Source organism: Aeromonas sp. FDAARGOS 1415, assembly GCF_019048365.1.
GTDB classification, from domain to species: domain Bacteria; phylum Pseudomonadota; class Gammaproteobacteria; order Enterobacterales; family Aeromonadaceae; genus Aeromonas; species Aeromonas taiwanensis.
Genome location: NZ_CP077363.1, coordinates 4,162,731 through 4,186,687, shown reverse-complemented (window position 1 = coordinate 4,186,687; position 23,957 = coordinate 4,162,731). Strand labels below are relative to the sequence as shown.

Here is a 23,957-nt window from a genome sequence, read left to right as displayed (position 1 = left end):
TCCCTCCGCTTGTCGCCGCCACCCTGATTGCAGAAAGACCCCGCCAATGTGCGGGGTCTTTTGTTTGTGGCGCGGCGCAGGCTGCGCAAGCCGCCTCATTTCTGCTGATAGGTGGTATCAATCCGGGTGACAGGCGGGAAGGTCTGGCCTGACTTGATGGCGGCCCGGGTCTGCGTCTTCGCCTCTTCATCTATCCAGAGCAGGCCGCCGTAGCTGTAGCCGCTGTTGCCGCCGTCCAGCGGCCAGTAGAGCAGATCACTCTGGGGCGTGGCCGGCACCTTGGGCAGTCGTACCCAGCGCCAGGCACCGGCCCGGGTATAGGGGACCTGGTAGGCGGGGACGAAACTGGCGAGCTCATAGAGCCGCTGCTGGATCTGGCGCGAGAGCTCGGCCTTCTTGCCGAAGTCGAAGGCCTTGTCGTACTGCTCCACCAGGGCCGAGATGGCATCGTCGTCGATGTTCATGATGTTGTTGGTCTGGGGCTTGTTGGCGTTGACCTTGTGGAAGAACTCCCAATAGGCGGGGTAGCGGCCACCGCTCCAGGCCATCCAGGCACTCTGGTGTTTCTTCTCCAGCATGGATTTGAAGCCGGCTGAGGCATCCATCAGGTTCAGCTCCAGATTGAGCCCCGCCTTCTTCGCCTCTTCCCGCAGCAGGGTCAGGCGCTGGGCGTGCTCCGCAGTGGTGTAGGTGATGTTAAGGCTCAGGGGCTGGCCCTTGTCGTTCTGCAGGATCCCGTCCGGCCCGGTTTTGGTGAAGCCCGCCTTGGCGAAATATTCCCGCGCCAGCTTGGGATCGAAGGAGCGTGCCTTGATGTCGGTGTTGGTGAAGGCCCCCTGGCCAGAACCATAGGTGTTGAGGCGCTGGTAATCCCCCCGCAGCAGGGTCTCGAGCATCTTGTCGAAGGCGAGGGCATGCTGGATGCCGAGGCGCACGTCGAGATACGACAGCAAGGGGTCTGCGGTGTTGAGGTAGAGCCCCATGGGGGGCTGGGGCGTCTGGTTGTAGAACCAGAGCCGTTCGATATAGCCCTTCTCGAATTCGGCGGTCTTGCTCTTGTCATGCCACCAGTTGGGCATGGTCAGCGGGAAGGTATCCAGCTCGCCGCGCAGGAAGTGCTGCCAGGCGATGTTCTGGTCCCTGAGCACCTTGATCTCGATGCGATCCGGGTTGAAGCGGTGCTGGAAATAGCGCTCCCCGTCCCCCCACCAATCCTTGACCCGGTTGAAGGTGACCGACTTGCCCTTCTTCACCTCGCCGATCCGGTAGGCGCCGGTGACCGGCAGCACCTTCCAGTTGTACTCCTTGACCCAGTTGGCGGTGAGCTTGATGGCGTGGCTGGGCTCCGGGCTGAAGGGCAGGGATTCCAGCAAATCTTCCCGACTCTTCTCCGTACCGCTGGTGATGGCGAGGGTATGGTCGTCGAACTTGGTCACCTCGCTTATCTGGGTGCTGTAGTAGTTGTTGTACCAGGGGTCGTTGATCTCCTTGCTGCGCATCATCTTGAGGGTGAAGACCCAGTCGTCGGCGGTCACGGGCTGGCCATCCGACCAGCGTGCCTTGGGGTTGATGCGAAAATAGAGGGTCTTGTGATCGCTTCCGAAGGCCCACTGGTTGGCCAGCATGGGCAGGGGATTGCCGGTCACGGGGTGGGTGCTCAGGAGCGGCAGATTGGTCTCCCTGACATAGCCCGCGAAGCCGCCGTTGGAGTCGGGCCCGTACTTGCGCAAGGTGAGGGGGAAGCTCGACATGAACTCATGGAAGGTCCCCCCCCGTCTGGCGTCGGGGTCGGCATAAATCGGGTCGGTGTCGTTGCTCTCCCACTTGAGATCCGCAGGCAGGGTGGCACTCCAGCCGAAGGTGCTCCAGCACAGGGGCAGCACGATGGCCGTGACCCGCAGGACGCAGGGTAAAGAGGGAATGATCGAAGGTGACGGGTGACGCATGTCCTTGCTCTCCTGATGATGGCGTCCTGCCGGAATAATGGGTAGGGCCCAAGAGGGCCTGACCCATGATGGGAAGTTTCCCGGGTGAGGTCAATCCTCGGTTTGGACCCGGAAGAGGCGCATCTTGCCCCCCAGCAGATGGACCACGAAGCCGAGCAGCACCAGGCCCGATCCCAGCCACTGCAGGAAGGTGGGGTGCTCACCCAGCAGCAGGGTCGCGGCCACCATGCCGACACAGGGCACCAGCAGGGAGAGGGGGGCCACCTGCGCTACCGGATAGCGCATCAGCAGCCGGCCCCACAGGCCGTAACCGAGCCAGGTGGCGACCAGCGAGAGATACAGCACGCACAGGATCCCCTGCCAGCTGATGTGCAGCAGGCTGTCGGCCATGCGATCCGGCCCCTCGAAGATCCAGGAGAGGGCGAAGAAGGGCAGGATGGGCACCAGGCCGCCCCAGGCGATAAGGCTCGGCAATGGTGTCTGATAGCGCAGCCCGATCTGGCGGTTGATGACGTTGCCAAGGCCCCAGCTGGCGGCGGCGCACAGGGTCAGTACGAAACCGAGCAGGGTGAGGTTGCCCTCGCCATGGGTGGCGATGAGGTAAAGGCCCAGGCCCGCCAGGGGCAAGGCTACCCAGTGATGGGGCTGCCAGCGCTCCCCCAGCCAGATCATGGCGAACAGCAGGGTGAAGACCACCTGGGATTGCAGCACCAGGGAGGCCATGCCCGCAGGCATACCGAACTTCATGGCGCAGAACAGGAAGGCGAACTGGCCCAGACTGATGGCCCCGCCATAGGCCAGCAGCCAGCGCCAGGGCATGGCGGGCCTGGGGACCAGCAGGATGGCGGGGAAGACCACGCCGACGAAGCGCAGGGCCCCGAGCAGCAGCGGCGGTATGCCCTCCAGCCCCCACTTGATGGCGACAAAGTTGAGACCCCAGCAGAGGATGACCAGGGCGGCCAGGCACTTGTCCTTGGTTTGCATGCAACGTCCTTGTATGAGCGGTACCGCGACGACATGGCACCGGAAGGGAACGAGCATACCCCCGTGAGGGTGGGCCGCGTCAAGCGGCCAGGCAGGGAGGTGTCAGGCCGCGAGCGGCAATGACGAGGTCAGGCGGTGACGCAGTAGAGGCTGATGCCACGGGCCGCGATCGCCGCCAGCATGGGGGCGGGCAGGGCATCGTCGGTGACGAGTACGCTTATCTCGCCGGGCTGGCCGAGGGGGCTCGGGTGGATGGCGCCAAACTTGCTGCTGTCGGTGATGACCACGTTGGTCACCCCCTTGGCGAGCACGCTGTTGACCACGTCGGCCCGCATCATGTCGCGGCCGGTGAAGCCCACCTCGGGGTGAAAGCCGTCGACCCCGATGAAGGCCTTGGAGAAGTGCACCTGCTCGATGCACAGGCGGGTCAAGGGCCCCACCACGCTCTCGCTCTGGTGCTGGAACAGGCCTCCGAGCAGCACCACCTGGGCCTGGGTGTCCTTGAGCAGGTGGGCGATATAGCTGCTGATTGTGATGATGGTGACCCGCTTGTGCAGGGCCAGATGACGGGCCAGCAGGGCGTTGGCGCTGCCCCCCTCGATGAAGACCGTCTCGCCATCTTCCACCAGCTGGGCCGCCCGCTCGGCGAGGCGCTCTTTCAGCAGGTAGTTGATATTCATCCGCGCGTCCGGATCGTCGCTCTCCAGCGCCATGGCCGAGCCGTGCACCCGTTTGAGCAGCCCCTGCTTCTCCAGGGCGGTGAGATCGTTGCGCACCGTCACCTCCGATACCCCGGTGCGTTGGGAGAGCTCGCTCACGCTCATCTTGCGGGCCTGGTGGACCAGGGTGAGGATCTGTTGGTGGCGTGAATTCATGGGACCTCGCAGGCGGGTGGATGGCGGCAAGCCACCCTGGGGTGGCTTGCCTCTCTTTGATGCACTGGTTCTCTGTGGCTCGTCAGAGGCTGTGCTCGGTGCGGGCGATGATATCATCTTGCGCATCGGGGGATAAGGCGGTGAAGAAGGCCGAGTAGCCCGCCACCCGCACCACCAGATCCCGGTACTGATCCGGATGGGCCTTGGCCGCCAGCAGGGTTTCGCGCGAGACGATGTTGTACTGCACGTGCCACCCCTTGTGGATCTCGAAGAAGGTGCGCAGCAGGCTCATCAGCTTGGCCTTGTCCCGCTCACTTTCAAGGCTCGCCGGGCTCAGCTTCTGGTTGAGCAGCACGCCACCGAGGATGGCCGGAGTGGGCAGCTTGCCGAGGGAGTTGAACACCGCCGTCGGGCCCAGGCGATCCGACCCCGATGCTGGGCTGGCCCCCTCCGCCAGCGGCGTCCTGGCATGACGGCCATCCGGGGTCGCCAGGGTGGCGGCACCGAACGGCACGTTGGCCGAGATGGAGGAGGTGCCGGCGTAGTAGGTGCCGCCGATGGGGCCGCGCCCGAAGCGGGTATTGTGCAGCCCCTTGAGTTCGTCGATGTAGCTCTGGTAAGCCGCCACCAGCAGCAGATCCACCTCGTCCAGATCGTTACCGTATTTGGGCGCCGCGTGGGTGAGGCGCTGGCGCAGCTGTTCGCCGGCGAGCCCCGCAAAGTCCTGCTCCAGCGCCTCGGCCAGCTCGCGCTGATCCACCACCCCCTGCTCGAACACCAGTTTCTTCAGCGCCGCCAGGCTGTTGCCCAGATTCGCGATCCCCACCTGCAGGCCGGAGACCCAGTCATAGACGGCGCCCCCCTGCTTGATGGTCTTGCCGCGCTCGATGCAGTCATCCACCAGGGTACTGCAGAGGATGTCGTGGGCCTGGGCCTCCAGCACGCTGTCCACCACGCAGTCGATCTCGATGGACTTGCGGGTGAAGTAGCGCACCTGCTCGTCCCAGCGGGCCATCACCTCGTCGAAGGAGGCAAAATTGCCTTCGCGCAGTGCCTGGGGCTGGGGCAGGAAGACCTTGCCGGTGGTGGCGTCACGGCCGCCGTCCAGTGCCGCCAGCAGGATGCGGGCGAAGTTGATGAAGCTCATGCCGGTGCAGCGATAGCCCCACTTGCCGGGCACCGCGGTCTCGATGCAACCGATGGCAGCGTAGTGGTGGGCATCCTCCACGCTCACCCCGAGCCTGATGAACTCGGGGATCACCACCTCGTCGTTGTTGAAGGCGGGCATGCCAAAGCCGCAGCGGATCACCTGGATGCAGGCATCGAGGAAATCCTCACTCATGCCGGTGTGGTAGCGCACCGAGAGGTTGGGCTGGGTGGAGCGCAGCTGGCCGCAGGACTCCAGAATCGCGTAGGAGAGGCCGTTAACCGCGTCGTGGGCACTGCCATCCCGCCAATTCTGGCCGCCGATGGTGACGTTCTGGTAGAGCGGGCTGCCGGCGGACGCCTTGGAGTGGGTGCCGGAGCGGATCTTGTTCACCTCCAGCAGCTTGAGCCAGCAGGATTGCAGCAGTTCGATGGCTCGCTCGCGGGGCAGGGATTCCGACAGCTCCACCTCCCGGCGATACCAGGGGTAGAGGTACTGATCCATCCGGCCAAAGGAGACAGAGTGGCCGTTGGATTCGATCTGCAGGATGAGCTGGATGAAGTAGCAGAGCTGCAGCGCCTGCCAGAAGGTCTCCGGGGGCTGGTGGGCGATATGGGCGCAGTTGGCGGACATGGTCAGCAGTTCGGTGCGCCGTTTGGGGGACAGTTCGCACTCCGCCATCTCGCGGGCCAGGGCGGCGTAGCGGGCAATGTGATCGCTGACTGCCTCCAGGGTGATGGCGACGGCCTGCAGGAACTGTTCGCGCTGCAGATCGGCCCAGTCAGTCAGATCCAGCCGGCCGCGCCGCTCGGCCACCCTGACCTTGAAGCCTGCCAACCCCAGGGTGAGCAGCTCCTCATAGTTGACCGCGAGGTGGGCATCCCCCGAGGTCATGTTGCCCTCGGCCTTGATGATGCCGCTCTCCAGCAATGCCTTTTGCTCGTCGGTGAAGAGGCCGTAGCAGCGATCCTGCACCGTCTGGCCGCGCCAGAAGGGGGTGAGGGCATGGATGGCCTGCTTGTCTGCTTCGCTTACCGCAAAGCCGGCACCGGGTCTGTCCGCCAGCTCGTCGATCTCCTTCTCGATCCAGCCGACCGTGTACTCGGGGAAGAGCGGGGCGGCGCGCACCTGGCTTGCCTGGTTGCCGACGATGAGTTCGTCGTGCTTGATCCAGATGGTGCGTTCCTTGAGGTGGTGAGCCAGCGCCAGGGCACGGCGCACCGGCAGGGGGCGGGCGAGATGGGCCTGATAGGCCTCTGTGTAGTGGCGGGCCCGCTCGGTGCAGACCAGTGGCTGGACAATGTGGATCAGGCTCTCCTTGTGGGCGCGGATCCGCGGGCTGAGGGTATTCAGATCGAGCTGGGTCATGAGCGTTTCCTCTGGTCGGGTGGGAAAGGGGGTCGGTGACTGGGTCATGGCGATGTGCCTATCCCCGGGTGACGGGGGCCAGCCCCCGTCGCCGGGCGCAGTCATGGGCGAAGGCGAGCAGTTCGGGGGCGTCCAGGGGCCGATCGGGGGCCTGATAGGGTTGATCCAGCAGGGCATACTTGCCCACGCCCAGGGTGTGGTAGGGGAGAAAGTGGATCTCCTGCACCGTGCCGAGGCTAGCCGCGCTGTCGACGATGGCCGAGATGCTGGCCTCGTCGGCGTTGAAACCGGGGATGAGCGGTACCCGGATCTGCATGGGGATACCGGTGTCGGCGAGGCGCTGGAGGTTGTCCTGCACCCGTGCCACCTGGCCGCGGGTCCACTCGAAGAAGCGCTTCTCATCCACGTGTTTGAGGTCGGCCAGCACCAGATCGAGGTGAGGCAGACTCGGCGCTATGTGGTGCCAGGGCACGTGCAGGCAGGTTTCTACCGCGGTGTGCAGCCCCTCGGCCTTGCAACGGGCCAGCAGGGTGGCCGCAAACTCGGGCTGCATAAAGGGCTCGCCGCCGGAGAGGGTGACACCGCCACCGCTGCGTTCGAAGAAGGGGCGGTCACGCAGTAGGGTGGTCATGAGCGTCTCCAGGCTCTCTTCCCGACCGCACACCTGCAGCGCCTCGCTCGGGCAGAGTCCGCGCAGCCGCTCCACGTCCTGGGCTCCGAGGTCGGCACGTATCAACCGAATGCCTTGATCGTTGCGCAAGATAGCCGGGCAGGCCTGGCTGCAGAGGTCACATCCCTCGATACAGTGGCGCCGATCAAACAGGATGTCCGGTCTCGGGGAGCGGCTCTCCGGGTTCTGGCACCAGCGGCAGGCCAGGGAGCACCCCTTGAGAAACACCAGGGTGCGAATGCCGGGGCCATCGTGAGTCGAATAACGTTGCAGGTCGAAAATCATACCGCCTCCTTTTGTTTTTATTTTATTAACTTTCATTCGAAAGTTGATTTGATTTCGATCAAGCTTTTTGTGGATGCGTTATCGCTAGAATGGGGGCAGATTGAACATCCAATGAAGAGGAGTCAGACATGGAGCTTTATCTCGACACCGCCGATGTGGCTGCAGTGCGCCGCTGGTCCAGGATCCTGCCGCTGGCCGGGGTCACCACCAATCCTTCCATCACCGCGGCCGGTGGCATGCCGTTGTCCGAACTGCTGCCCGCCCTGCGGGAGGTGTTGGGGCCCAAGGGGCGGCTGTTTGCCCAGGTGATGGGCAAGACCGAGAGCGAGATGGTGCGCGAGGCGCTGGCGCTGCGGGAGCTGGATCGGGATCTGGTGGTCAAGGTGCCAGTGTGCGCAGAGGGGTTGGCGGCCATCAAGGAGTTGATGGCGCTAGGGGTACCCACCCTGGGGACTGCCGTCTATACCCCGATGCAGGGTGTTCTGGCGGCCCTGGCCGGGGCCGAGTACGTGGCGCCTTACGTCAACCGGCTGGACGCTCAGGGGGGGGATGGCATCAAGGCCGTGCAGGAGCTGCAACAGTTGCTGGCGCTGCATGCACCCGGGAGCAAGGTACTGGCCGCGTCGTTTCGCACCCCGCGCCAGGCCCTCGATTGCCTGCTGGCAGGCTGCCAGTCCATCACCCTGCCGCTGGACGTGGCGGAGCAGCTGCTCAATGTGCCAGCGGTGGACGCGGCGCTCCTGAAGTTCGATCAGGATTGGCAGAGGGCATTCCCCAACGGCGGAGTGTGACGAGAGGCGCTATCAAGGGGCGGCGGGCGGGCTAAGCTAAACAGGAGAGCCCCCGATATGGCGGGCCTGTAGCGATGGCTGACCGGAGGTGACCATGAGCGATCATACCCTGCTGCCCCATGGCGAGGATCTGCGCCGCGCCGTGCGCTGGCTCAGCGACCATCATCTGCACGATATCCGGGCCATCGAGGAGGCGTGCCTGCGCTTTGACCTCTCCCCGCTGGACGAGGAGTTCCTCATTCGCTACTGCCGCGAGCAGGCCCCGGAATCCCGGGTCCGCTAGACGAAGTTGGCCAGGTTGATGTCGAACTCCTTCGGGTCCACCGTGTTCTCTATGGACTCCTGCCCCCCGCTTCTGGCGAGGTCGAGCCACTGCACCTCGAGGTAGTGGCGATGGGCCGCGTGATAGATCACCTTCACCACGGGTTTGAGTGGCTGCTGCTCGTTGCGCTGCATCACGATGGCGAGCCGCTGGTTGGAGAGCATGACCAGGGTGCCCACCGGATAGACCCCCATGCATTTGATGAACTTGGTGACCAGCTCGGCATCGAAGTGGTGGTTGATGCCCTTTAGCAGGATGCGAAACGCCTGGGTCGGCGACATTCCCTGCTTATAGACCCGGTCCGCCGTCACCGCGTCGTAGACATCGACGATGCCGCTCATGCGGGTGTAGAGGGAGAGTTCGTCCCCCTTGAGGCGCCGCGGGTAGCCGGTACCATCGAGGCGCTCGTGATGGTTGGCGGCCACCTCCAGCATGGTGGGGGTGATGCCGGCCGTCGCGATCAGGATGTCGTGACTGTGTACCACGTGCTCGCGCATGACCCTGAACTCGTCGTCCGTCAGCTTGCCCGGTTTGTTGAGCACGGCATCCGGGGTCATGATCTTCCCCACGTCGTGCAGCAGCCCCCCCAGAGTCAGCTCCTTGAGCACGCCGCGATCCAGCCCCAGGTAGCGGCCGAAGTTGGCGAGCAGGATGGCCACGTTCATGGAGTGCTCCATCAGATAGGCGTCCTTGGCCCGGATCCGTGCCAGGCAGAGCATGGCATCTCCGTGGGTGAACATGGTGTCCACCATCTCCTCGGCCACAGCAGCCAGCGGCGTGATATCGATGGGTTCCCCCGCCTTGAGGTGGCGGATGAACTTGCCCTGCAGCTCCCGGGCCTCCTGATAGAGGCGACGGATCTTGAGGGCGCGCCCGTCACTGCTGCCGGCCGGCCGCGGGGCGCCGGACGCGGCATGGGTGAGCTCCGGAACAATGGCCTGATCGTTTCCGGGCAGCTTGCTGCGGGCGAGATCCACCCGCACCGTCAGCACGCCGCGCCGGATCAGCGTCTCCACCTGTTGACGGGTAGTGACCAGCCCCGTCTGGGCTATCTCCATGGTACCGGTCTGGCTGGTGATGGCCATCACGTACATGCCAGGCTTCAGGCGGCTGACGGGGATAACGGGATGAGGCTGGGTCGGCTTCATGGGCGGTCCTGCAATGAGTATCGGGCGTGGGGTCACGCTGCTGGCGGCAGTCTAACACCAGAGCCGGATGACGTCAGGCGCCATCCGCCACTCTTCCCGCTTAGTGCTGGTGTTGTGAGCATCGGCCTATATAATGTCGCCCCTTATCATGATGGCTTCCGAGGTTTTTGCATGCGGCTCGATAAATTTCTTTGCGATTGCTCCGACTTGACCCGCTCCCAGGCGGGCAAGCTGATCCGTCAGGGGGAGGTGCTGGTGGATGGTGTTCTGATCAAGCAGCCCGCCTTTCACATCAACGAGCAGAACGAGATCGAGTTTGACGGCGTCACGCTGACCCTGAACCGGGCCCATCGCTACTTCATGCTGCACAAACCGGAAGGCTACGTCTGCTCCAACGAGGACCCGGATCACGCCACCGTCTTCCATCTGCTCGATGAGCCCGCCATGGGCAAGCTGCACGTGGTGGGGCGTCTGGACCTCGACACCACGGGGCTGGTGCTGATCACCGACGACGGCCAGTGGTCCCACCGCATCACCTCGCCACGGCACGAGTGTGCCAAGACCTATCACGTCTGGTTGGCGGATCCGGTGAACGAGGAGGCCATTTCGCTGTTTGCCGACGGCGTCTATCTGCGCAACGAGACCGACAAGACCCGGCCCGCCGAGCTGGAGATCCTGGATGAGCGGGAGGCGCGCCTGACCATCCACGAGGGCAAGTACCACCAGGTGAAGCGGATGTTTGCCGCCATCGGCAACAAGGTGATCGGGCTGCACCGGGAGCAGATCGGCGATCTGGCCCTGGATGAGGAGCTGGCACCGGGCGAATACCGCGAACTCACTGCGGACGAAATCGCCCGTTTCTAATTCGGTGCAACGGCCATGCGGATCCGTTTGCCTGGCGATGGCCGCGTTCTATGGTGCTGCGGGCTCGAGTGAGCGATGAGGCGGGGGACTAGGCAGTCCCCCGCCTCGTTTATCCCGCCCCCAGCACCAGCGCCGTGCCCAGGGTGGCCAGGAGGGCGCCGGTCCAGGCGGGGAGCGAGGGTCGCATCCCGGAGTGCCACCACAGCAGGGGCAGCAGGATGACCGGGGTGGTGGAGGAGAGGATGGCCACCATGCCGACGTCCCCCTGACGCAGGGCCACCAGGATCAGCGTCATCCCAAGGGCCATCGCCAGAAAACCGTTGATGCCGATCATGCCGAGCACCTGGCGGTTGATGGGGTTGTGCGGCATGGCGAGCGGCAGGCGCACCGCCCGCAGGGCACAATGGGCCAGCAGGGCGCTGCCCATCCGGATGCCGGAGGCGCTCACCGCGTCCACGTCGCCGCTCATCATCACCGGCTTGGCGATGATGGCCCCCAGGCTCTGGCACAGGGCGGCGGTGAGGCCGAGGGCGATACCGACCACCAGGCTGCCGCGCACCTGTTCCCATTCACTCTGCTGGTTGTTGCCGCGCCGCCCGAACAGGATGGCGAGCATGACCCCGGCCAGCACCAGCAGGGCACCCAGCAGGCGCCAGCCACCGAGGTGCTCGCCAAACAGCCAGAGCCCGAGCAGGGCGGAGAAGAGCGCGTGGCAGGAGAACAACAGGCCGCTGCGCCTGGGCCCCAGCCGGTTCATGCAGGCAAAGAGGGCGGTGTCGCCGACGAAGATGCCGACGAGGCCGGAGAGGGCGAGCAGGGGAAGGGCGCTCTCGGTGAGGGTCTGCCAGCCCCCGGTGGCGAGGCTGGCACCGGCCAGCATCAGGCTGACCAGGAACATCCGCCAGCGGCTGTAGGCAAAAGCCCCCAGATGACGCGCCGGTTTGACGGAAATGAGGGCGGCGATCGCCCATAAACTGGCGGCGGCCAGCGCCAGCCATTCGTAACCCATACAGACCCCTGAAACGGTAGACATCAGCCTGACGGACACCGGTGTCGGCCGTCATGGCGGCCCGATTGGCCGCCGGCAAGGCGAACGGGGCATGCCAGCGGCAGTGCTGGTATAAAAACCCCTGAAAAAATTAGCCCGAAAGACTCCATCTGCCGGGCAAGCCCGATACAATACGGGGCGTCTTCGGGGATAACAAGTGCGGTTTCATGCATTCGCTTTCAGGCGCGCCGCCGGCCTTCCCCACACCATGCAGTCCAAAGAATTGAATAGAGGTTGATGTCATGTTGTACCGTTTTGCCGCCAGGCCAGCCCGTCGCTGGCTCTCTCCCTTGCTGTTGGGGCTGATGATGACACCGTCGCTACAGGCGACCACGGTGGGGCAAACGCCCGTGCTGTCGGACAGGCAGGTCCTGGTCAAGGGGAACGGCGCCGAACCCGAGTCCCTGGATCCCGCCCTGATCCGCTCCGGCTTCCCGGGGGAGGTGGTGCTGGTGGACCTGTTCGAGGGGCTGGTGAGCGAGGACGGGCAGGGCAGGATAGTGCCCGCCCAGGCCCAGCGCTGGGAAATGCGGGAGGACGGGCTGGTGTGGCGCTTCTTCCTGCGCCCCCAGCTGAAGTGGTCCAACGGGGAGCCGCTCACCGCCCGGGATTTCGTCTACGCCTGGCGGCGGTTGCTGAACCCGGCCCTGGCCTCGCCTTCCGCCGGCCTGCTGCTGGCGACCGGGATCAACAATGCCCAGTCCATCTATGGCGGTGCCCTGGATCCCGAGGCCCTGGGGGTGGAGGCCGAGAGCGATCTCATCCTCAAGGTGACTCTGGAGCGTCCCGTGCCCTACTTCCTGCAGCTCATCAGCCAGCGCCCCTTCGTGCCGGTCAACGAGCAGGTCATCGCCAGGTTTGGCAAGGCATGGACCCAGCCCGGCAATCTGGTGAGCAACGGCGCCTACCGGTTGGTGAGCTGGGTGCCGAACGAGCGCATCGAGGCCGAGCGCAACCCCCAGTACTGGGATGACGCCCACACCCGGATCCAGCGGGTGACCTATCTGCCGCTGGCGTCCCAGCATGCGGAGCGGCTGCGCTACGAGGCGGGGGAGATCCAGCTCACCAACAAGGTGGCGCTGGAGTATTACCAGAAAACCATGGCACAGACGCCGGAGCGGATCTGGGGTCTGCCCCTGCTGGGTACCTATCTCTATACCTTCAATCTGCACCGCCCCGAGCTGCAGGACGTGCGGGTGCGCCGGGCGCTCTCCATGGCCATCGACCGCCGCCTGCTGACCGAGAAGGTGAGCGGCCAGGGAGAGCGTCCCGCCTGGTCCCTGCTGCCGGACATGCCGGGTTACGACGAGCTGGGATCCCCCCTTGCCCTGGAGGCGCCGGCCACCCGGCTGGCCCAGGCCTCGGCGCTGCTCGCCCAGGCCGGCTACAACAGCACCCATCCGCTCAAGCTGACGCTGACCTACAACACCTCGGAGAACCACAAGAAACTGGCGCTGGCGGTGGCCGCCATGTGGAAGCCCCTGGGGGTCGAGGTTGCCCTCAACAACATGGAGTGGAACGCCTATCAGGTCGCCAAGGACAGCGGGGATTTCATGCTCGCCCGCTCCTTCCTGTTCGGTGACTATGTCGAGCCCTCATCCATGCTGGGCAGTTTCCGTTGCCAGGATCCCCAGAACGAGAGCGGTTACTGCAACCCGGCCTTCGACGGCCTGTTGCAGCAAGCATCGGATACCCTGGATGCCACGGCCCGGGCCGGGATCTATCATCAGGCCGAGCAGCTGTTGATGGAGGAGATGCCCGTCATCCCCGTCTACCACTACAACCAGATGCGGCTCGTGGACCCGCTCCTGCGCGGCCTGCCGAGCCGCAACCTGAAGGGGGCCATCGCCACCAAGGATCTCTACTTCGGCCAGCCATGAGGAGCGAGCGATGAAGATAGCCATCATTTCGGATCTGCACGGCAGCCTGCCTGCCCTGGAGCAGGTGCTGGCGCAACTGGCCCCCTGGCAGCCGGATCACTACCTGCTGCTCGGGGATTTGCTCAACCACGGACCACGCAATCCGGTGCCGGCGGGCTATGCGCCTGCCGACGTGGCGGCGCGACTCAACGAGCTGGCGCCCGGGATCATGGCGGTGCGGGGCAACTGCGACTCCGAGGTGGACCAGATGCTGCTCGACTTCCCCATCACCGCCCCCTACAACCAGTTGCTGGTGGACGGGCGGCGCTGGTTCGTCAGCCACGGCCACCTCTATAAACCGGATGCCGTGCCCCTGCCTGCAGGCAGCCTCTTCATCAGCGGCCACACCCATCTGCCGGTATTGCAGCGAGAAGGGGATCTGGTGTTGATGAACCCGGGGTCCATCTGCTTTCCGAGGGGGGAGTGGGCGGCGAGCTACGGCCGTTACGAGGCTGGTGTCATGAGCATCCACGCCTGCCAGGACGGGGCCGCCCTGATGCGGCTGGTGCTCTGATGGCGTGACGTCGGGAAAGAGGGGATAAACCGGCCTTGCAGGGAGGAGGGGATCTTAGGCTTTGATCCCCAGGGAGCGAGTGCCGGAGCGGGTGTTGCCCTTGGCATCGTAGGTCAGGGAGTTGCTGTCTCTGAGCTTGCTGAGAAAGCTGGCCAGCCTGCGATTGGAGATGATGCTGAGCTCGAGCAGTCGGCCATTGAGGTCGTTCTGCTCCTGGCAGGCGCTCAGCTTGGCTTGCAGGGTCTGCAGTTCGCTGGGGAAGGCGTCGAGCTGTTGCTGGAGATCAGGCAGCTCCGCCAGGGTCTTGTCCAGCGTCTCGATGGCCGCCAGCAGCTGCTGCTTGCGATCGGCCAGGGCCGGCAAGGCGAGGGCTCGGTGTGCCTTGAGCAGATCAAACTCCTCCGCCAGCAAACCCTGCATCTGGGAGAGGTTGTCGTCCTGGGCGCGCAGCAGCGAAGGCAGGTCCATCATCCCAGTCGCTTGTCCAGCTCGGCTTCGAAGCTGAACATCTTCCGGGCCACGGCTTCGCTGTTGACCTTGTACTCCCCGCTGGCCACGGCCTTCTTCAGGCTCTCGACGCGGCTCTCGTTACCGGTGGAGGCGGTGTTGAGGGTCTTCTGCATCTGTTGCAATTGCTGCGCCTCGCTGGTCAAGGAGACTGAGTCGCTCTTGACGGTTGTCGCGCGGTTGCCCTCGCTCGAGGTCGCGGACTTGGTGGCTACACCCTGACTGGTCCCGTTGTTTTGCAACCGGCTGTTAGCCAAGTTGTTGATATTGTTAATAGCCATACGGTTTACCTTCGTCTGCTTTGCTGTTCGCTTACCTGTATATCGGTGACGGCGGTCAGAACTTTAGAAAAAAATTGCGGCTGTCGTACTGTCAGAACGTGACGATCACGGACCCCACGGCACTGACCTGACCCTGCACCGCTCTGCCCGAGCGAATGTTGACAAGCCGGATCATGTCTCCGAAGCTGCCATCTTGCAAGGCACGGGCCATGGTTTTGATCTGCATGCTGCTGTTTTCGGCCACCAGGGTCACCTGATCCCCCTTGCAGACCACGCAGACCTGGGTGAGGCGAATGGGTTGGCCGGGCTTGAGCTCACGTTTGCTGCGCACCCCGATGAGGGCGGTCGGATCGGTCAGATAGTCGCCCCGGATCAGGGTCTGATCCTGATAGGCCAGGGTCAGCATGGACTCGCTCAGTATGTCGCCCTTGGCGACCGGGGCCGCGACCGTGACATAGGGCTTCTGGATGCTGACCCGCACCGGCAGGTAGAGATCCCAGGGCTTTTCCCCTTCGCACTTCAGATATACGGTGGTGTTGCGGCGCACCTCCATCCTGGCCGGCAGGGAGATGGTGAGCGCGTCCTCGCAGCGCGTCAGGGGGAGGCGCTCGTCAATGGTACCGGCCTTTACCTCGGCCTGGGCGTCGAGGGGCATATCCAGCTGGCCCAGCACGAACTCCTGCGCCTGCTCCTGCAGGTAGTCGGTGACCTCGGATGCCACGGCGTGAGACAGGCTGCAAAACGGCAGTAAGATGAGGAAAAGTCTATTAATCATTTCTGCTTACCGGTCGATAAGTTATTCACGTCTACCACCGTAGTTAACTATGCTTGCACCAGAATTCGGTTGTGGAAACAACGATGGCCTGCTGCAAGCCAATGTGCATGGATAATAACATGCACGATCAGTGCCAAGCATTTTTAGGGAGTGTTTATGGCGAGTATTCTGGACTCGGTCAACCAGCGAACCCAGTTAGTGGGACAAAACCGGCTGGAGTTGCTGCTGTTTCGTCTCAACGGACGTCAAAGATTTGGCATCAACGTATTCAAGGTACGTGAGGTGCTGCAGTGCCCTCCCTTGACCGTCATGCCCAAGCTCAACTCCTGCATTCGCGGTGTGGCCCACATTCGCGGCCAGACCATCTCGGTGATCGATCTCAGCATGGCGATGGGCAAGCGTCCCATCCAGGACCTCTCCAAGTGCTTCATCATCATCTCCGAGTACAACCGATCCATTCAGGGCTTCCTGGTCCATTCGGTGGAGCGCATCATCAACATGAACTGGGAGTCCATCCTGCCGCCCCCCAAGGGCGCGGGTCGCATCAACTACATGACGGCGGTGACCGAAGTGGATGGCGAGCTGGTGGAGATCCTGGACGTGGAGCGCATCCTCAACGAGATCTCGCCGGTCTCCACCGAGGTGAGCTCGGAGATCGTGGAGGCGAGCGTGGAGCGCAATCCCCACGGCCGCCCAGTGCTGGTGGCGGACGACTCCTCGGTGGCGCGCAAGCAGGTGCAGCGGGCGCTGGAGGCGATCGGGGTGCAGTGCGTGCTGGCCAAGGATGGACGGGAGGCGCTCAACATGCTGCTGGAGATGGCCAAACAGGGGCCCATCAAGGATCAGCTCGCCCTAGTCATCTCCGACATCGAGATGCCTGAGATGGACGGCTACACCTTCACGGCGGAGATCCGCAACAATCCCGCACTCAAGGATTTGCATGTTATCCTGCATACCTCCCTGAGTGGGGTATTCAATCAGGCTATGGTGCAGAAGGTTGGTGCTAACGACTTCATCGCCAAGTTCCAGCCTGATGAACTGGCCAAGGCCGTACAAGGCGCCCTCTAATCAAGAAGAACAACTGCATGAAGACAATTTCGGACGACTTATACAGGCAATTCAGCAATTTTCTGGCGCAACAGAGCGGCATAGTGCTGGGTGACAACAAACAGTATCTGGTCAAGAGTCGCCTGTCGCCCTTGATGACTCAGTTTGGTATCGAGAGTCTGTCTGAACTGGTCACCCGGGCGATGAGCGTGCGCGAGCGGGAACTCAAGATGGCGGTGGTCGATGCCATGACCACCAACGAAACCCTGTGGTTTCGCGACAGCTACCCGTTCCAGCTGCTGAGCGACAAGATATTCCCGGAGCTCGGCAAGAGCGGTCGCCCCATCAAGATCTGGTCGGCGGCTTCCTCGTCCGGGCAGGAGCCTTACTCTATCGCCATGACGGCGCTGGAACAGCAGGTCAAGCGGCCGGGCACCCTGCCGGGCGGAGTGCAGATCGTGGGGACCGATATCTCCACCACCATGCTCAACCAGTGCAAGGAGGGGGTCTACGACAGCCTGGCGCTGGCGCGCGGTCTCTCCCCCGAGCGCAAGCGGCTCTTCTTCGAGCCTTGTGGCGACAACAAGATGCGGGTCTCGGAACGTGTCAGAAAATTGACCAGCTTCCGTCCCCTGAACCTGCTGGAGAGCTACAGCCTGCTCGGCAAGTTTGACATCATCTTCTGTCGCAACGTGCTCATCTACTTTGCACCCGAGGTGAAGTCCAAGATCCTCAACCAGTTTGCCGGCAGCCTCAATCCTGGCGGCTATCTGATGCTGGGGGCCTCGGAGTCCCTGGCCGGTCTCACCGACAAGTTCGAGATGATCCGCTGCAACCCCGGTATCGTCTACAAAGTCAAATAACCCCTCCTTCAAGTCCCTCTTTGGCACACCTCTTGCTAAACATTCGTGAAGCAGGAGGTGTGCTATGGCAATTTCGTTCGACAAGGCATTCGGTGTTCACCAGTACACGCTGAGCGTGCGCGCCAAGCGTGCGGAGGTGTTGTCCAGCAACATCGCCAACGCGGATACGCCGGGTTTCAAGGCCCGTGACATCGACTTCTCCCAGGCGTTGCAGGATGCCCAGAGCCGGCAAGGGTTCGGGCTGAGCACCACCAGCGAGAAACACTTCGCCTTGCAGATGGATGCGTCCGGGTCGACCCAGTACCGCAACCCCCTGCAACCGGATACCGGTGATGGCAATACGGTGGACGTGCAGCAGGAGCGCAGCGAATTTCTGCGCAACAGCCTCGAATACCAGGCCTCCCTCGAATTCATGAACGGCAAGATAAGCGGCCTGCTCAAGGCACTGAAAGGAGAGCAAGGATGAGTTTGTTCAAGGTCTTTGACATTGCAGGCTCCGCCATGAGCGCGCAGTCCGTCCGCCTCAACACGGTGGCGAGCAACATGGCCAACGCAGACAGCGTCAGCTCCAGCGTGGAAAAAACTTACCATGCCAGGCGGCCAGTCTTTGCCGCCCAGCTGGATCAGGCCATGTCCGACAAGCAGGCCTCGGTCGGGGTGGATGTGAAGGGGATCGTCGAGAGCGATGCCCCCCTGCTCAAGGAGTACAACCCGAACCACCCGATGGCGGACAAGGACGGCTTCATCTTCAAGCCCAACGTCAACATGGTGGAGGAGATGGCGGACATGATCGCCGCCTCCCGCAGTTACCAGACCAACGTCCAGGTTGCCGATGCGGCGAAGAAGATGCTGCAACAGACCCTCGGCCTCGGCAAATCCTGATAGAGGTGGACCCAGATGACAGAGACCCATGACAGCCAGGCCGGCAGCGGCAAGCGACCGGACCGGCAAGCCCTAGAGGGGGACGCATAAGTGGCAGATACCTATGACAGCCTGCTGGGTGTCAACCGGACGACGTCGGCCCAGACCAGCACGGCCAGCACCAGCACCCAGAAGAAGGAGCTGGATCAGGAGTCCTTCCTGAAGCTGCTGACCATGCAGCTCTCCTATCAGGACCCGTTCAAGCCGGTGGACAACGCCCAGATGCTCTCCCAGATGACGTCCATGTCGACGTCACAGGGGATCAGCAGCCTCTCCACCCAGATGGAGAGTCTCAACAGCCTGATGACCTCCAGCCAGGCGCTGCAGGCGTCGGCCCTGGTGGGCCAGAACGTGCTCATCCCCTCCAACACCGGCTATGTGGAGAAGGGGGGCACCCTCTCCGGCGTCATCGCCACCGGTGACGGCGGCAGCAACATCAAGGTGACGGTGAAGGACGAGAGCGGTCAGGTGATCAAGGAGTTCTCCATCGAGGGGGACCAGAAAGGCAACGTTGCCTTCACGTGGGATGGCCTCGACAAGTCGGGCAATGCGGCCAAGAGCGGGAAGTATTCGATAGAAGCCCACGCCACCGTGGACGGCAAGTCGGAAAGCGTCCCCGCCCTGACCTACGCCAAGGTGGAGAGCGTTACCCTGGGCACCAGCTCCAACCCCAGTACCCTCAAGCTCAAGGGGCTGGGCGGCATCTATCTGACCGATGTATTGGAAATTGGCGGGACGACCGGCAACACGACGACCAAGTCGGCTTCGACCTCTAACGCAGTGATCTAAGGAGAAAGACATGTCATTCAACAATGCCCTCAGCGGCATCAATGCGGCTCAAAAAGACCTGAACGTCACCGCGAACAACATTGCCAACGTCAACACCACCGGCTTCAAGGAGTCCCGTGCCGAGTTCGCTGACGTCTACGCCAACTCCATCTTCGTCAACGCCAAGACCCAGGTGGGTAATGGTGTGGCGACCGGCGCCGTGGCTCAGCAGTTCCACCAGGGGGCGCTGCAATTCACCAACAACGCGCTGGACCTCGCCATCCAGGGCAACGGCTTCTTCGTGACCTCGGACGGTCTGTCCAACCTGGATCGCACCTACACCCGTTCCGGTGCCTTCAAGCTCAATGAAAACAGCTACATGGTCAGCAACTCCGGCGGTTACCTGCAGGGGTACGAGATCAACTCTGACGGCACGCCGAAGGCGGTGAGCATCAACGCGACCAAGCCCATCCAGATCCCTGATAAGGCTGGCGAGCCGGCTAAAACCTCGTTGGTGGAGTCGAGTTTCAACCTGCCATCGTCAGCTACACCGATTGATGTGACAGCAACGCCGCTTGATACCACCAACTCTAAGACTTATTCCTCTTCTACCTCGGTGGTCATATATGACTCACTGGGCGAGCCACATACCATCACCCAGTATTTTGTGAAAAAAGGGGATAACCAAACACCTCCAGTAGCATTGAATCCCCCTACTTGGGAGATGCATCTGTATGAGGGGACAACTCCTATTACACCAGGTGGCACACCCGCTACTCTGACGTTTGGATCTGACGGCAAGTTAACCAGCACATTGCCTGATCCCATCGTTACCGATACGTTGGGTACACCTGGCGCAGGTGTCATCACAAATGGTGCTGATCCGACCCAGAAGTTTGAGTACCGATTGGGTACCGTCACTCAATATTCTTCGCCGTTCGAAGTCAACAAATTGACCCAGGACGGTTCCACCGTCGGCCGGTTGACCAAGGTGGAGATTGGGGAGGATGGCATCGTCTCGGCGACCTACAGCAATGCCAGCACTGTCAAGGTGGCCATGGTGGCCATGGCGAAGTTTGCCAATGCCCAGGGTCTCACCCAGGTCGGCGACACCTCCTGGCGCCAGTCCCTGCTCTCCGGTGATGCCCTGCCGGGCACCCCGAACTCCGGCACCTTCGGTTCCATCAAGTCGTCGGCCCTGGAGCAGTCCAACGTGGACCTCACCACCGAGCTGGTGGATCTCATCACCGCACAGCGCAACTTCCAGGCCAACTCCCGTTCTCTGGAAGTGAACAGCTCCCTGCAGCAGAGCATACTGCAGATCCGCTAAGCTTTCTGGCGGTTGCAAGGGGCGCTTCGGCGCCCCTTGTCGTCTGCGGCAGGCGTATTTTCCTCCTCCATGTCGTCGCTCTTCTCTCTTCTTGGCATTCTACTTGCAGTTCTCCCGCGAGAGTCATCTGTTTGACGGAGGATCCCATGGATCACCTGCTTTACATCGCCATGTCCGGGGCCAAGGAGAACATGAACAGCCTGGCTGTGCGTGGCAACAACCTGGCCAACGCCAACACCATCGGCTTCAAGTCTGACTTCGAGCAGGCGCGCAGCATGCAGGCGTTTGGCGAAGGGCTGCCCACGCGGGTGTTCGCCATGACCGAGCGGCCGGGTCAGAACCTGCAGCACGGCATGCTGCAGACCACGGGCCGGGATCTTGACGTCGCCGTCGATGGGCCGGGCTGGATAGCGGTGCAGGATTCCAACGGCGGCGAAGCCTACACCCGCATGGGCAACCTCCAGCTCAATGCCACCGGCAACCTGCAGACCTCCACCGGTCTGAACGTAGTGGACGACGGCGGTCAGCCCATCGTGCTGCCGCTGCCCATGGAGAAGATCGAGATCAATCGGGATGGCACCATCAGCGGTCGCCCCGAGGGAGCTGCCGCCAACCTGCCGGAGGATTTCCAGCGCATCAAGCTGGTCAACCCGGCGGGGGATGCGGTTGAGAAGGGTCAGGATGGCCTGTTTCGCCGCAAGGATGGCCAAAAGGAAGCCGCTTCTGCCGAGGTGGGCCTGATCGCCGGTTCCCTTGAGGGGAGCAACGTCAACGTGGTCGACGAGATGACCAACCTTATTCGCCTGCAACGTCAGTTTGAAACTCAGGTCAAGATCATGAAGACCGCCGAGGAGAACGACGAGGCCCAAACCCAGCTGCTGCGTATCAGCTAATCAAGGAGCACACCATGAATCCTGCACTCTGGATCAGCAAGACCGGCCTCGATGCCCAGCAGACCAACATCTCGGTCACCTCGAACAACCTGGCGAACGCCAGCACCGTGGGCTACAAGAAGGCGCGAGCCATCTTCGAGGATCTGCTCTACCAGAACGTCAACCAGCCCGGTGGCCGCTCCTCGGCGGACACCGAACTGCCCTCCGGCCTGATGCTGGGGGCGGGGGCCAAGGTGGTCGCCACCCAGAAGAACCACAGCCAGGGCAACGTCCAGACCACGGACAACTCCCTGGACCTGATGATCAGCGGCCGCGGCTACTTCGAAATCCAGCTGCCGGACGGCAGCGCGGCCTACACCCGCAACGGCCAGTTCACCCTGAACGATGAGGGCACCATCGTCACCCCGGGCAACGGCTATCCGCTGCAGCCGGAGATCCAGATCCCCGAGAACGCCCAGAGCGTGACCGTGGGGGAGGATGGCCAGGTGTCGGTGCAGCTCAAGGGGGACGGCCAGTCCCAGGTGGTGGGCCAGATCAACACCACGGACTTCGTCAACCCGACCGGCTTGCAGCCCATGGGGGAGAACCTCTTCGTCGAGACCCAGTCCAGCGGCGCCCCCATCCAGGGAACCGCCGGTGCGGACGGGCTCGGGGTCATCAAACAGGGGATGCTGGAGACCTCCAACGTCAACGTGACCGAGGAGCTGGTGAACCTCATCCAGGCCCAGCGGGTGTACGAGATGAACTCCAAGGTCATCTCTGCGGTGGACTCGATGATGTCCTTCCTTACCCAGCGCACCTGATCAGGAGAGTCATGATGAAAGCCATCTGGATGCTGAGCCTGCTGACGCTGGCAGGCTGTACCAGTACCCTCAACACCCCGAGACCCGACGATCCCGAGTTCGCCCCCGTGTACGGCGAGTCGGAGCCGGTGTCGGTGCGCCCGACCGGGGCCATCTTCCAGCCCGAGCAGGTCAACGGTATCTACTCGGACATCAAAGCGCACCGGGTGGGTGACATCATCACCATCCAGTTGGCGGAGTCGACCTCGGCGTCGAAAAAGGCCAACACCCAGAGCGGCAAGGACAACAAGCTGGCGCTCGACCCCGTCACCCTGGGGGGCGTGCCGGTCACGGCGGGGCCCTACGATCTGTCGGCCTCCATCGGCCAGAACAGTGCGTTCAAGGGGCAGGCCAAGGCGGATCAGAGCAACAGCCTGCAGGGCAACATCTCGGTCAGCGTGGTCAAGGTGCTGCCGAACGGCAACCTGCTGGTACGCGGCGAGAAGTGGATCATGCTCAACAACGGCAACGAGTACATCCGCATCACCGGCCTGGTGCGTCCGGAGGACGTCAGCTCCGAGAACAGCGTGTCATCCCAGAAGGTGGCGAATGCGCGCATTCATTACGGTGGGACCGGCGATCTGGCCAACACCCAGGAACAGGGCTGGCTCACCAGCTTCTTCAATGGCCCCTGGTGGCCCATCTAAGCGTCAGGTGCCCGGACAACCCGTTTGCTCCGGGCCACAGTGGTTTTGTTAGGAGATGTCATGAACCGATTCCGTCTGCTTGCCCTGCTGTGCTGCCTGTTGCCGCTCGGGCTGGCGCACGCATCCCGCATCAAGGATCTCGCCTCGGTGGAAGGGGTGCGCAGCAACCAGCTGATCGGTTACGGTCTGGTGGTGGGTCTGCCCGGCACGGGTGAGAAGAACAACGCCTTCACCGAGCAGACCTTCAGGACCATGCTCAACAACTTCGGCATCAAGGTGCCGGACAACATCAAGCCCAAGATCAAGGACGTGGCGCCGGTGGCCATCCATGCGGACCTGCCTCCCTTCTCCAAGCCGGGCCAGACCATAGACGTCACCGTCTCCGCCATCGGCGAGGCGAAGAGCCTGCGGGGCGGCACCCTGCTGCAGACCTTTCTCAAGGGGCTGGACGGCCGCGTCTATGCGGTGGCCCAGGGCAGCCTGGTGGTCGGCGGTCTGGGGGCCGAGGGGGCGGACGGATCCAAGGTGGTGATCAACACCCCGACCGTGGGACGCATCGCCAACGGGGCGACCGTGGAGCGGGAGGTGCCTAACTCCTTCAGCCAGGGGGACACCATCACCTTCAACCTGAACCGGCCGGACTTCACCACCGCCCGTCGGGTGGCTGACGTGGTCAACGATCTGGTGGGGCCCAACACCGCCCAGGCGCAGGATGCCACCTCCATCAAGGTGTTCGCGCCGCGGGATCCGGCCCAGCGGGTCTCCTACCTCTCCACCATCGAGAACCTGGAGGTGGATCCGGCGAGCGAGTCCGCCAAGATCATCGTCAATTCCCGTACCGGCACCATCGTCATCGGCAGCGAGGTGAGGTTGCGCCCGGCCGCCATCAGCCACGGCGGCCTGACGGTCACCATTGCCGAGAACCAGCAGGTTTCCCAGCCCAATCCGCTGGCGGGCGGGCAGACGGCGGTCACCAACAACTCCACCATCAACGTGCAGCAGGATCCGGGGCGGATGTTCAAGTTCGATACCGGTGCGACCCTGGACGATCTGGTGCGGGCGGTAAACCAGGTGGGGGTGGCCCCGGGCGACCTGATGGCGATCCTGGAGGCGCTGCAGCAGGCGGGCGCGATCCAGGGGCAGCTGGTCATTCTGTAGTTTCTTGAGCGGCAAGCGGTTGCCACGGGCGGCAAAGAGGTAGT

Annotated in this window: 25 protein-coding genes; 15 read left to right on the top strand and 10 right to left on the bottom strand. The window is 63.1% G+C overall.

Features of this window, described 5'->3' with window-relative positions:
- Positions 1–95: 95 nt before the first annotated feature.
- The 5 genes from I6L45_RS19360 to I6L45_RS19340 all read right to left on the bottom strand — a co-directional run bounded on the left by I6L45_RS19360 (position 96) and on the right by I6L45_RS19340 (position 7,275).
- On the bottom strand, positions 96–1,946 hold the full coding sequence (locus tag I6L45_RS19360) for an extracellular solute-binding protein (protein ID WP_216982995.1): 1,851 nt from the start codon (positions 1,944–1,946) through the stop codon (positions 96–98).
- A gap of 90 nt (positions 1,947–2,036) precedes the next feature.
- Entirely contained in the window at positions 2,037–2,930 is an 894-nt protein-coding gene (locus I6L45_RS19355; protein WP_216982994.1) for an EamA family transporter, read from the bottom strand.
- A 128-nt stretch (positions 2,931–3,058) separates the two neighbouring features.
- Positions 3,059–3,805 (bottom strand): DNA-binding transcriptional regulator YciT, encoded by a 747-nt coding sequence (locus I6L45_RS19350; RefSeq protein ID WP_216982993.1) that lies wholly within the window; start codon positions 3,803–3,805, stop codon positions 3,059–3,061.
- An 82-nt stretch (positions 3,806–3,887) separates the two neighbouring features.
- On the bottom strand, positions 3,888–6,320 hold the full coding sequence (locus tag I6L45_RS19345) for a formate C-acetyltransferase/glycerol dehydratase family glycyl radical enzyme (protein WP_216982992.1): 2,433 nt from the start codon (positions 6,318–6,320) through the stop codon (positions 3,888–3,890).
- Between the two features lie 58 nt (positions 6,321–6,378).
- A complete protein-coding gene (locus I6L45_RS19340; RefSeq protein ID WP_216982991.1) occupies positions 6,379–7,275 on the bottom strand; it encodes a glycyl-radical enzyme activating protein in 897 nt (298 codons plus the stop codon).
- Between the two features lie 128 nt (positions 7,276–7,403).
- Here I6L45_RS19340 and fsa point away from each other — a divergent pair, with 128 nt between their 5' ends.
- Positions 7,404–8,066: a fructose-6-phosphate aldolase gene (gene fsa, locus I6L45_RS19335; RefSeq protein WP_216982990.1), complete on the top strand. Its 663-nt coding sequence runs from the start codon at positions 7,404–7,406 to the stop codon at positions 8,064–8,066.
- 94 nt (positions 8,067–8,160) lie between these two features.
- On the top strand, positions 8,161–8,349 hold the full coding sequence (locus I6L45_RS19330; RefSeq protein ID WP_042076666.1) for a hypothetical protein: 189 nt from the start codon (positions 8,161–8,163) through the stop codon (positions 8,347–8,349).
- Here I6L45_RS19330 and I6L45_RS19325 read toward each other — a convergent pair.
- Positions 8,346–9,536 (bottom strand): HD-GYP domain-containing protein, encoded by a 1,191-nt coding sequence (locus tag I6L45_RS19325; protein WP_216982989.1) that lies wholly within the window; start codon positions 9,534–9,536, stop codon positions 8,346–8,348. The genes I6L45_RS19330 and I6L45_RS19325 overlap by 4 nt on opposite strands.
- 171 nt (positions 9,537–9,707) lie before the next feature.
- Here I6L45_RS19325 and rsuA point away from each other — a divergent pair, with 171 nt between their 5' ends.
- On the top strand, positions 9,708–10,400 hold the full coding sequence (gene rsuA, locus I6L45_RS19320) for a 16S rRNA pseudouridine(516) synthase RsuA (RefSeq protein WP_134695134.1): 693 nt from the start codon (positions 9,708–9,710) through the stop codon (positions 10,398–10,400).
- A 109-nt stretch (positions 10,401–10,509) separates the two neighbouring features.
- On the opposite strand, the gene I6L45_RS19315 is transcribed toward rsuA, so the two are convergent.
- The gene (locus tag I6L45_RS19315; RefSeq protein WP_216982988.1) at positions 10,510–11,409 is read right to left on the bottom strand and encodes a DMT family transporter; all 900 of its coding nucleotides are present in this window, start codon (positions 11,407–11,409) and stop codon (positions 10,510–10,512) included.
- A gap of 281 nt (positions 11,410–11,690) precedes the next feature.
- On the opposite strand from I6L45_RS19315, the gene I6L45_RS19310 reads away from it, so the two are divergent.
- Together I6L45_RS19310 and yfcE are read left to right on the top strand one after the other, a co-directional pair.
- A complete protein-coding gene (locus tag I6L45_RS19310; protein WP_216982987.1) occupies positions 11,691–13,328 on the top strand; it encodes a peptide ABC transporter substrate-binding protein in 1,638 nt (545 codons plus the stop codon).
- A gap of 10 nt (positions 13,329–13,338) precedes the next feature.
- Positions 13,339–13,881, top strand: a complete 543-nt coding sequence (gene yfcE, locus I6L45_RS19305; protein ID WP_216982986.1) for a phosphodiesterase — start codon at positions 13,339–13,341, stop codon at positions 13,879–13,881.
- 54 nt (positions 13,882–13,935) lie between these two features.
- Here the strand turns inward: yfcE and I6L45_RS19300 are convergent, their stop codons facing one another.
- The 3 genes from I6L45_RS19300 to flgA all read right to left on the bottom strand — a co-directional run bounded on the left by I6L45_RS19300 (position 13,936) and on the right by flgA (position 15,366).
- The gene (locus I6L45_RS19300) at positions 13,936–14,352 is read right to left on the bottom strand and encodes a flagella synthesis protein FlgN (protein WP_216982985.1); all 417 of its coding nucleotides are present in this window, start codon (positions 14,350–14,352) and stop codon (positions 13,936–13,938) included.
- Positions 14,349–14,669, bottom strand: coding sequence for a flagellar biosynthesis anti-sigma factor FlgM (flgM, locus tag I6L45_RS19295; RefSeq protein WP_216982984.1), 321 nt, complete (start codon positions 14,667–14,669; stop codon positions 14,349–14,351). The genes I6L45_RS19300 and flgM overlap by 4 nt, the downstream gene beginning before the upstream one ends.
- Before the next feature lie 91 nt (positions 14,670–14,760).
- A complete protein-coding gene (flgA, locus tag I6L45_RS19290) occupies positions 14,761–15,366 on the bottom strand; it encodes a flagellar basal body P-ring formation chaperone FlgA (RefSeq protein WP_342365325.1) in 606 nt (201 codons plus the stop codon).
- Positions 15,367–15,600: 234 nt separating this feature from the next.
- Between flgA and I6L45_RS19285 the strand changes: the two genes are divergently transcribed.
- The 10 genes from I6L45_RS19285 to I6L45_RS19240 all read left to right on the top strand — a co-directional run bounded on the left by I6L45_RS19285 (position 15,601) and on the right by I6L45_RS19240 (position 23,913).
- Positions 15,601–16,512: a chemotaxis protein CheV gene (locus tag I6L45_RS19285; RefSeq protein WP_043759384.1), complete on the top strand. Its 912-nt coding sequence runs from the start codon at positions 15,601–15,603 to the stop codon at positions 16,510–16,512.
- A gap of 17 nt (positions 16,513–16,529) precedes the next feature.
- The gene (locus tag I6L45_RS19280; RefSeq protein WP_210550373.1) at positions 16,530–17,354 is read left to right on the top strand and encodes a protein-glutamate O-methyltransferase CheR; all 825 of its coding nucleotides are present in this window, start codon (positions 16,530–16,532) and stop codon (positions 17,352–17,354) included.
- Positions 17,355–17,418: 64 nt separating this feature from the next.
- Positions 17,419–17,820, top strand: a complete 402-nt coding sequence (gene flgB / locus I6L45_RS19275; RefSeq protein WP_043759386.1) for a flagellar basal body rod protein FlgB — start codon at positions 17,419–17,421, stop codon at positions 17,818–17,820.
- Positions 17,817–18,236, top strand: coding sequence for a flagellar basal body rod protein FlgC (gene flgC / locus I6L45_RS19270; RefSeq protein WP_005329775.1), 420 nt, complete (start codon positions 17,817–17,819; stop codon positions 18,234–18,236). Before flgB ends, flgC begins: the two co-directional genes overlap by 4 nt.
- 90 nt (positions 18,237–18,326) lie before the next feature.
- Positions 18,327–19,064, top strand: a complete 738-nt coding sequence (locus I6L45_RS19265) for a flagellar hook assembly protein FlgD (protein WP_043759387.1) — start codon at positions 18,327–18,329, stop codon at positions 19,062–19,064.
- 10 nt (positions 19,065–19,074) lie between these two features.
- Positions 19,075–20,373, top strand: a complete 1,299-nt coding sequence (flgE, locus tag I6L45_RS19260) for a flagellar hook protein FlgE (RefSeq protein ID WP_216982983.1) — start codon at positions 19,075–19,077, stop codon at positions 20,371–20,373.
- A 146-nt stretch (positions 20,374–20,519) separates the two neighbouring features.
- Positions 20,520–21,266, top strand: coding sequence for a flagellar basal-body rod protein FlgF (flgF, locus tag I6L45_RS19255; protein WP_216982982.1), 747 nt, complete (start codon positions 20,520–20,522; stop codon positions 21,264–21,266).
- A 14-nt stretch (positions 21,267–21,280) separates the two neighbouring features.
- Complete coding sequence (gene flgG / locus I6L45_RS19250) at positions 21,281–22,069, top strand: flagellar basal-body rod protein FlgG (protein ID WP_005329779.1); 789 nt, start codon at positions 21,281–21,283, stop codon at positions 22,067–22,069.
- 14 nt (positions 22,070–22,083) lie between these two features.
- Positions 22,084–22,755: a flagellar basal body L-ring protein FlgH gene (flgH, locus tag I6L45_RS19245; protein WP_043759393.1), complete on the top strand. Its 672-nt coding sequence runs from the start codon at positions 22,084–22,086 to the stop codon at positions 22,753–22,755.
- Between the two features lie 60 nt (positions 22,756–22,815).
- The gene (locus I6L45_RS19240; RefSeq protein ID WP_043759395.1) at positions 22,816–23,913 is read left to right on the top strand and encodes a flagellar basal body P-ring protein FlgI; all 1,098 of its coding nucleotides are present in this window, start codon (positions 22,816–22,818) and stop codon (positions 23,911–23,913) included.
- Positions 23,914–23,957: the final 44 nt, after the last annotated feature.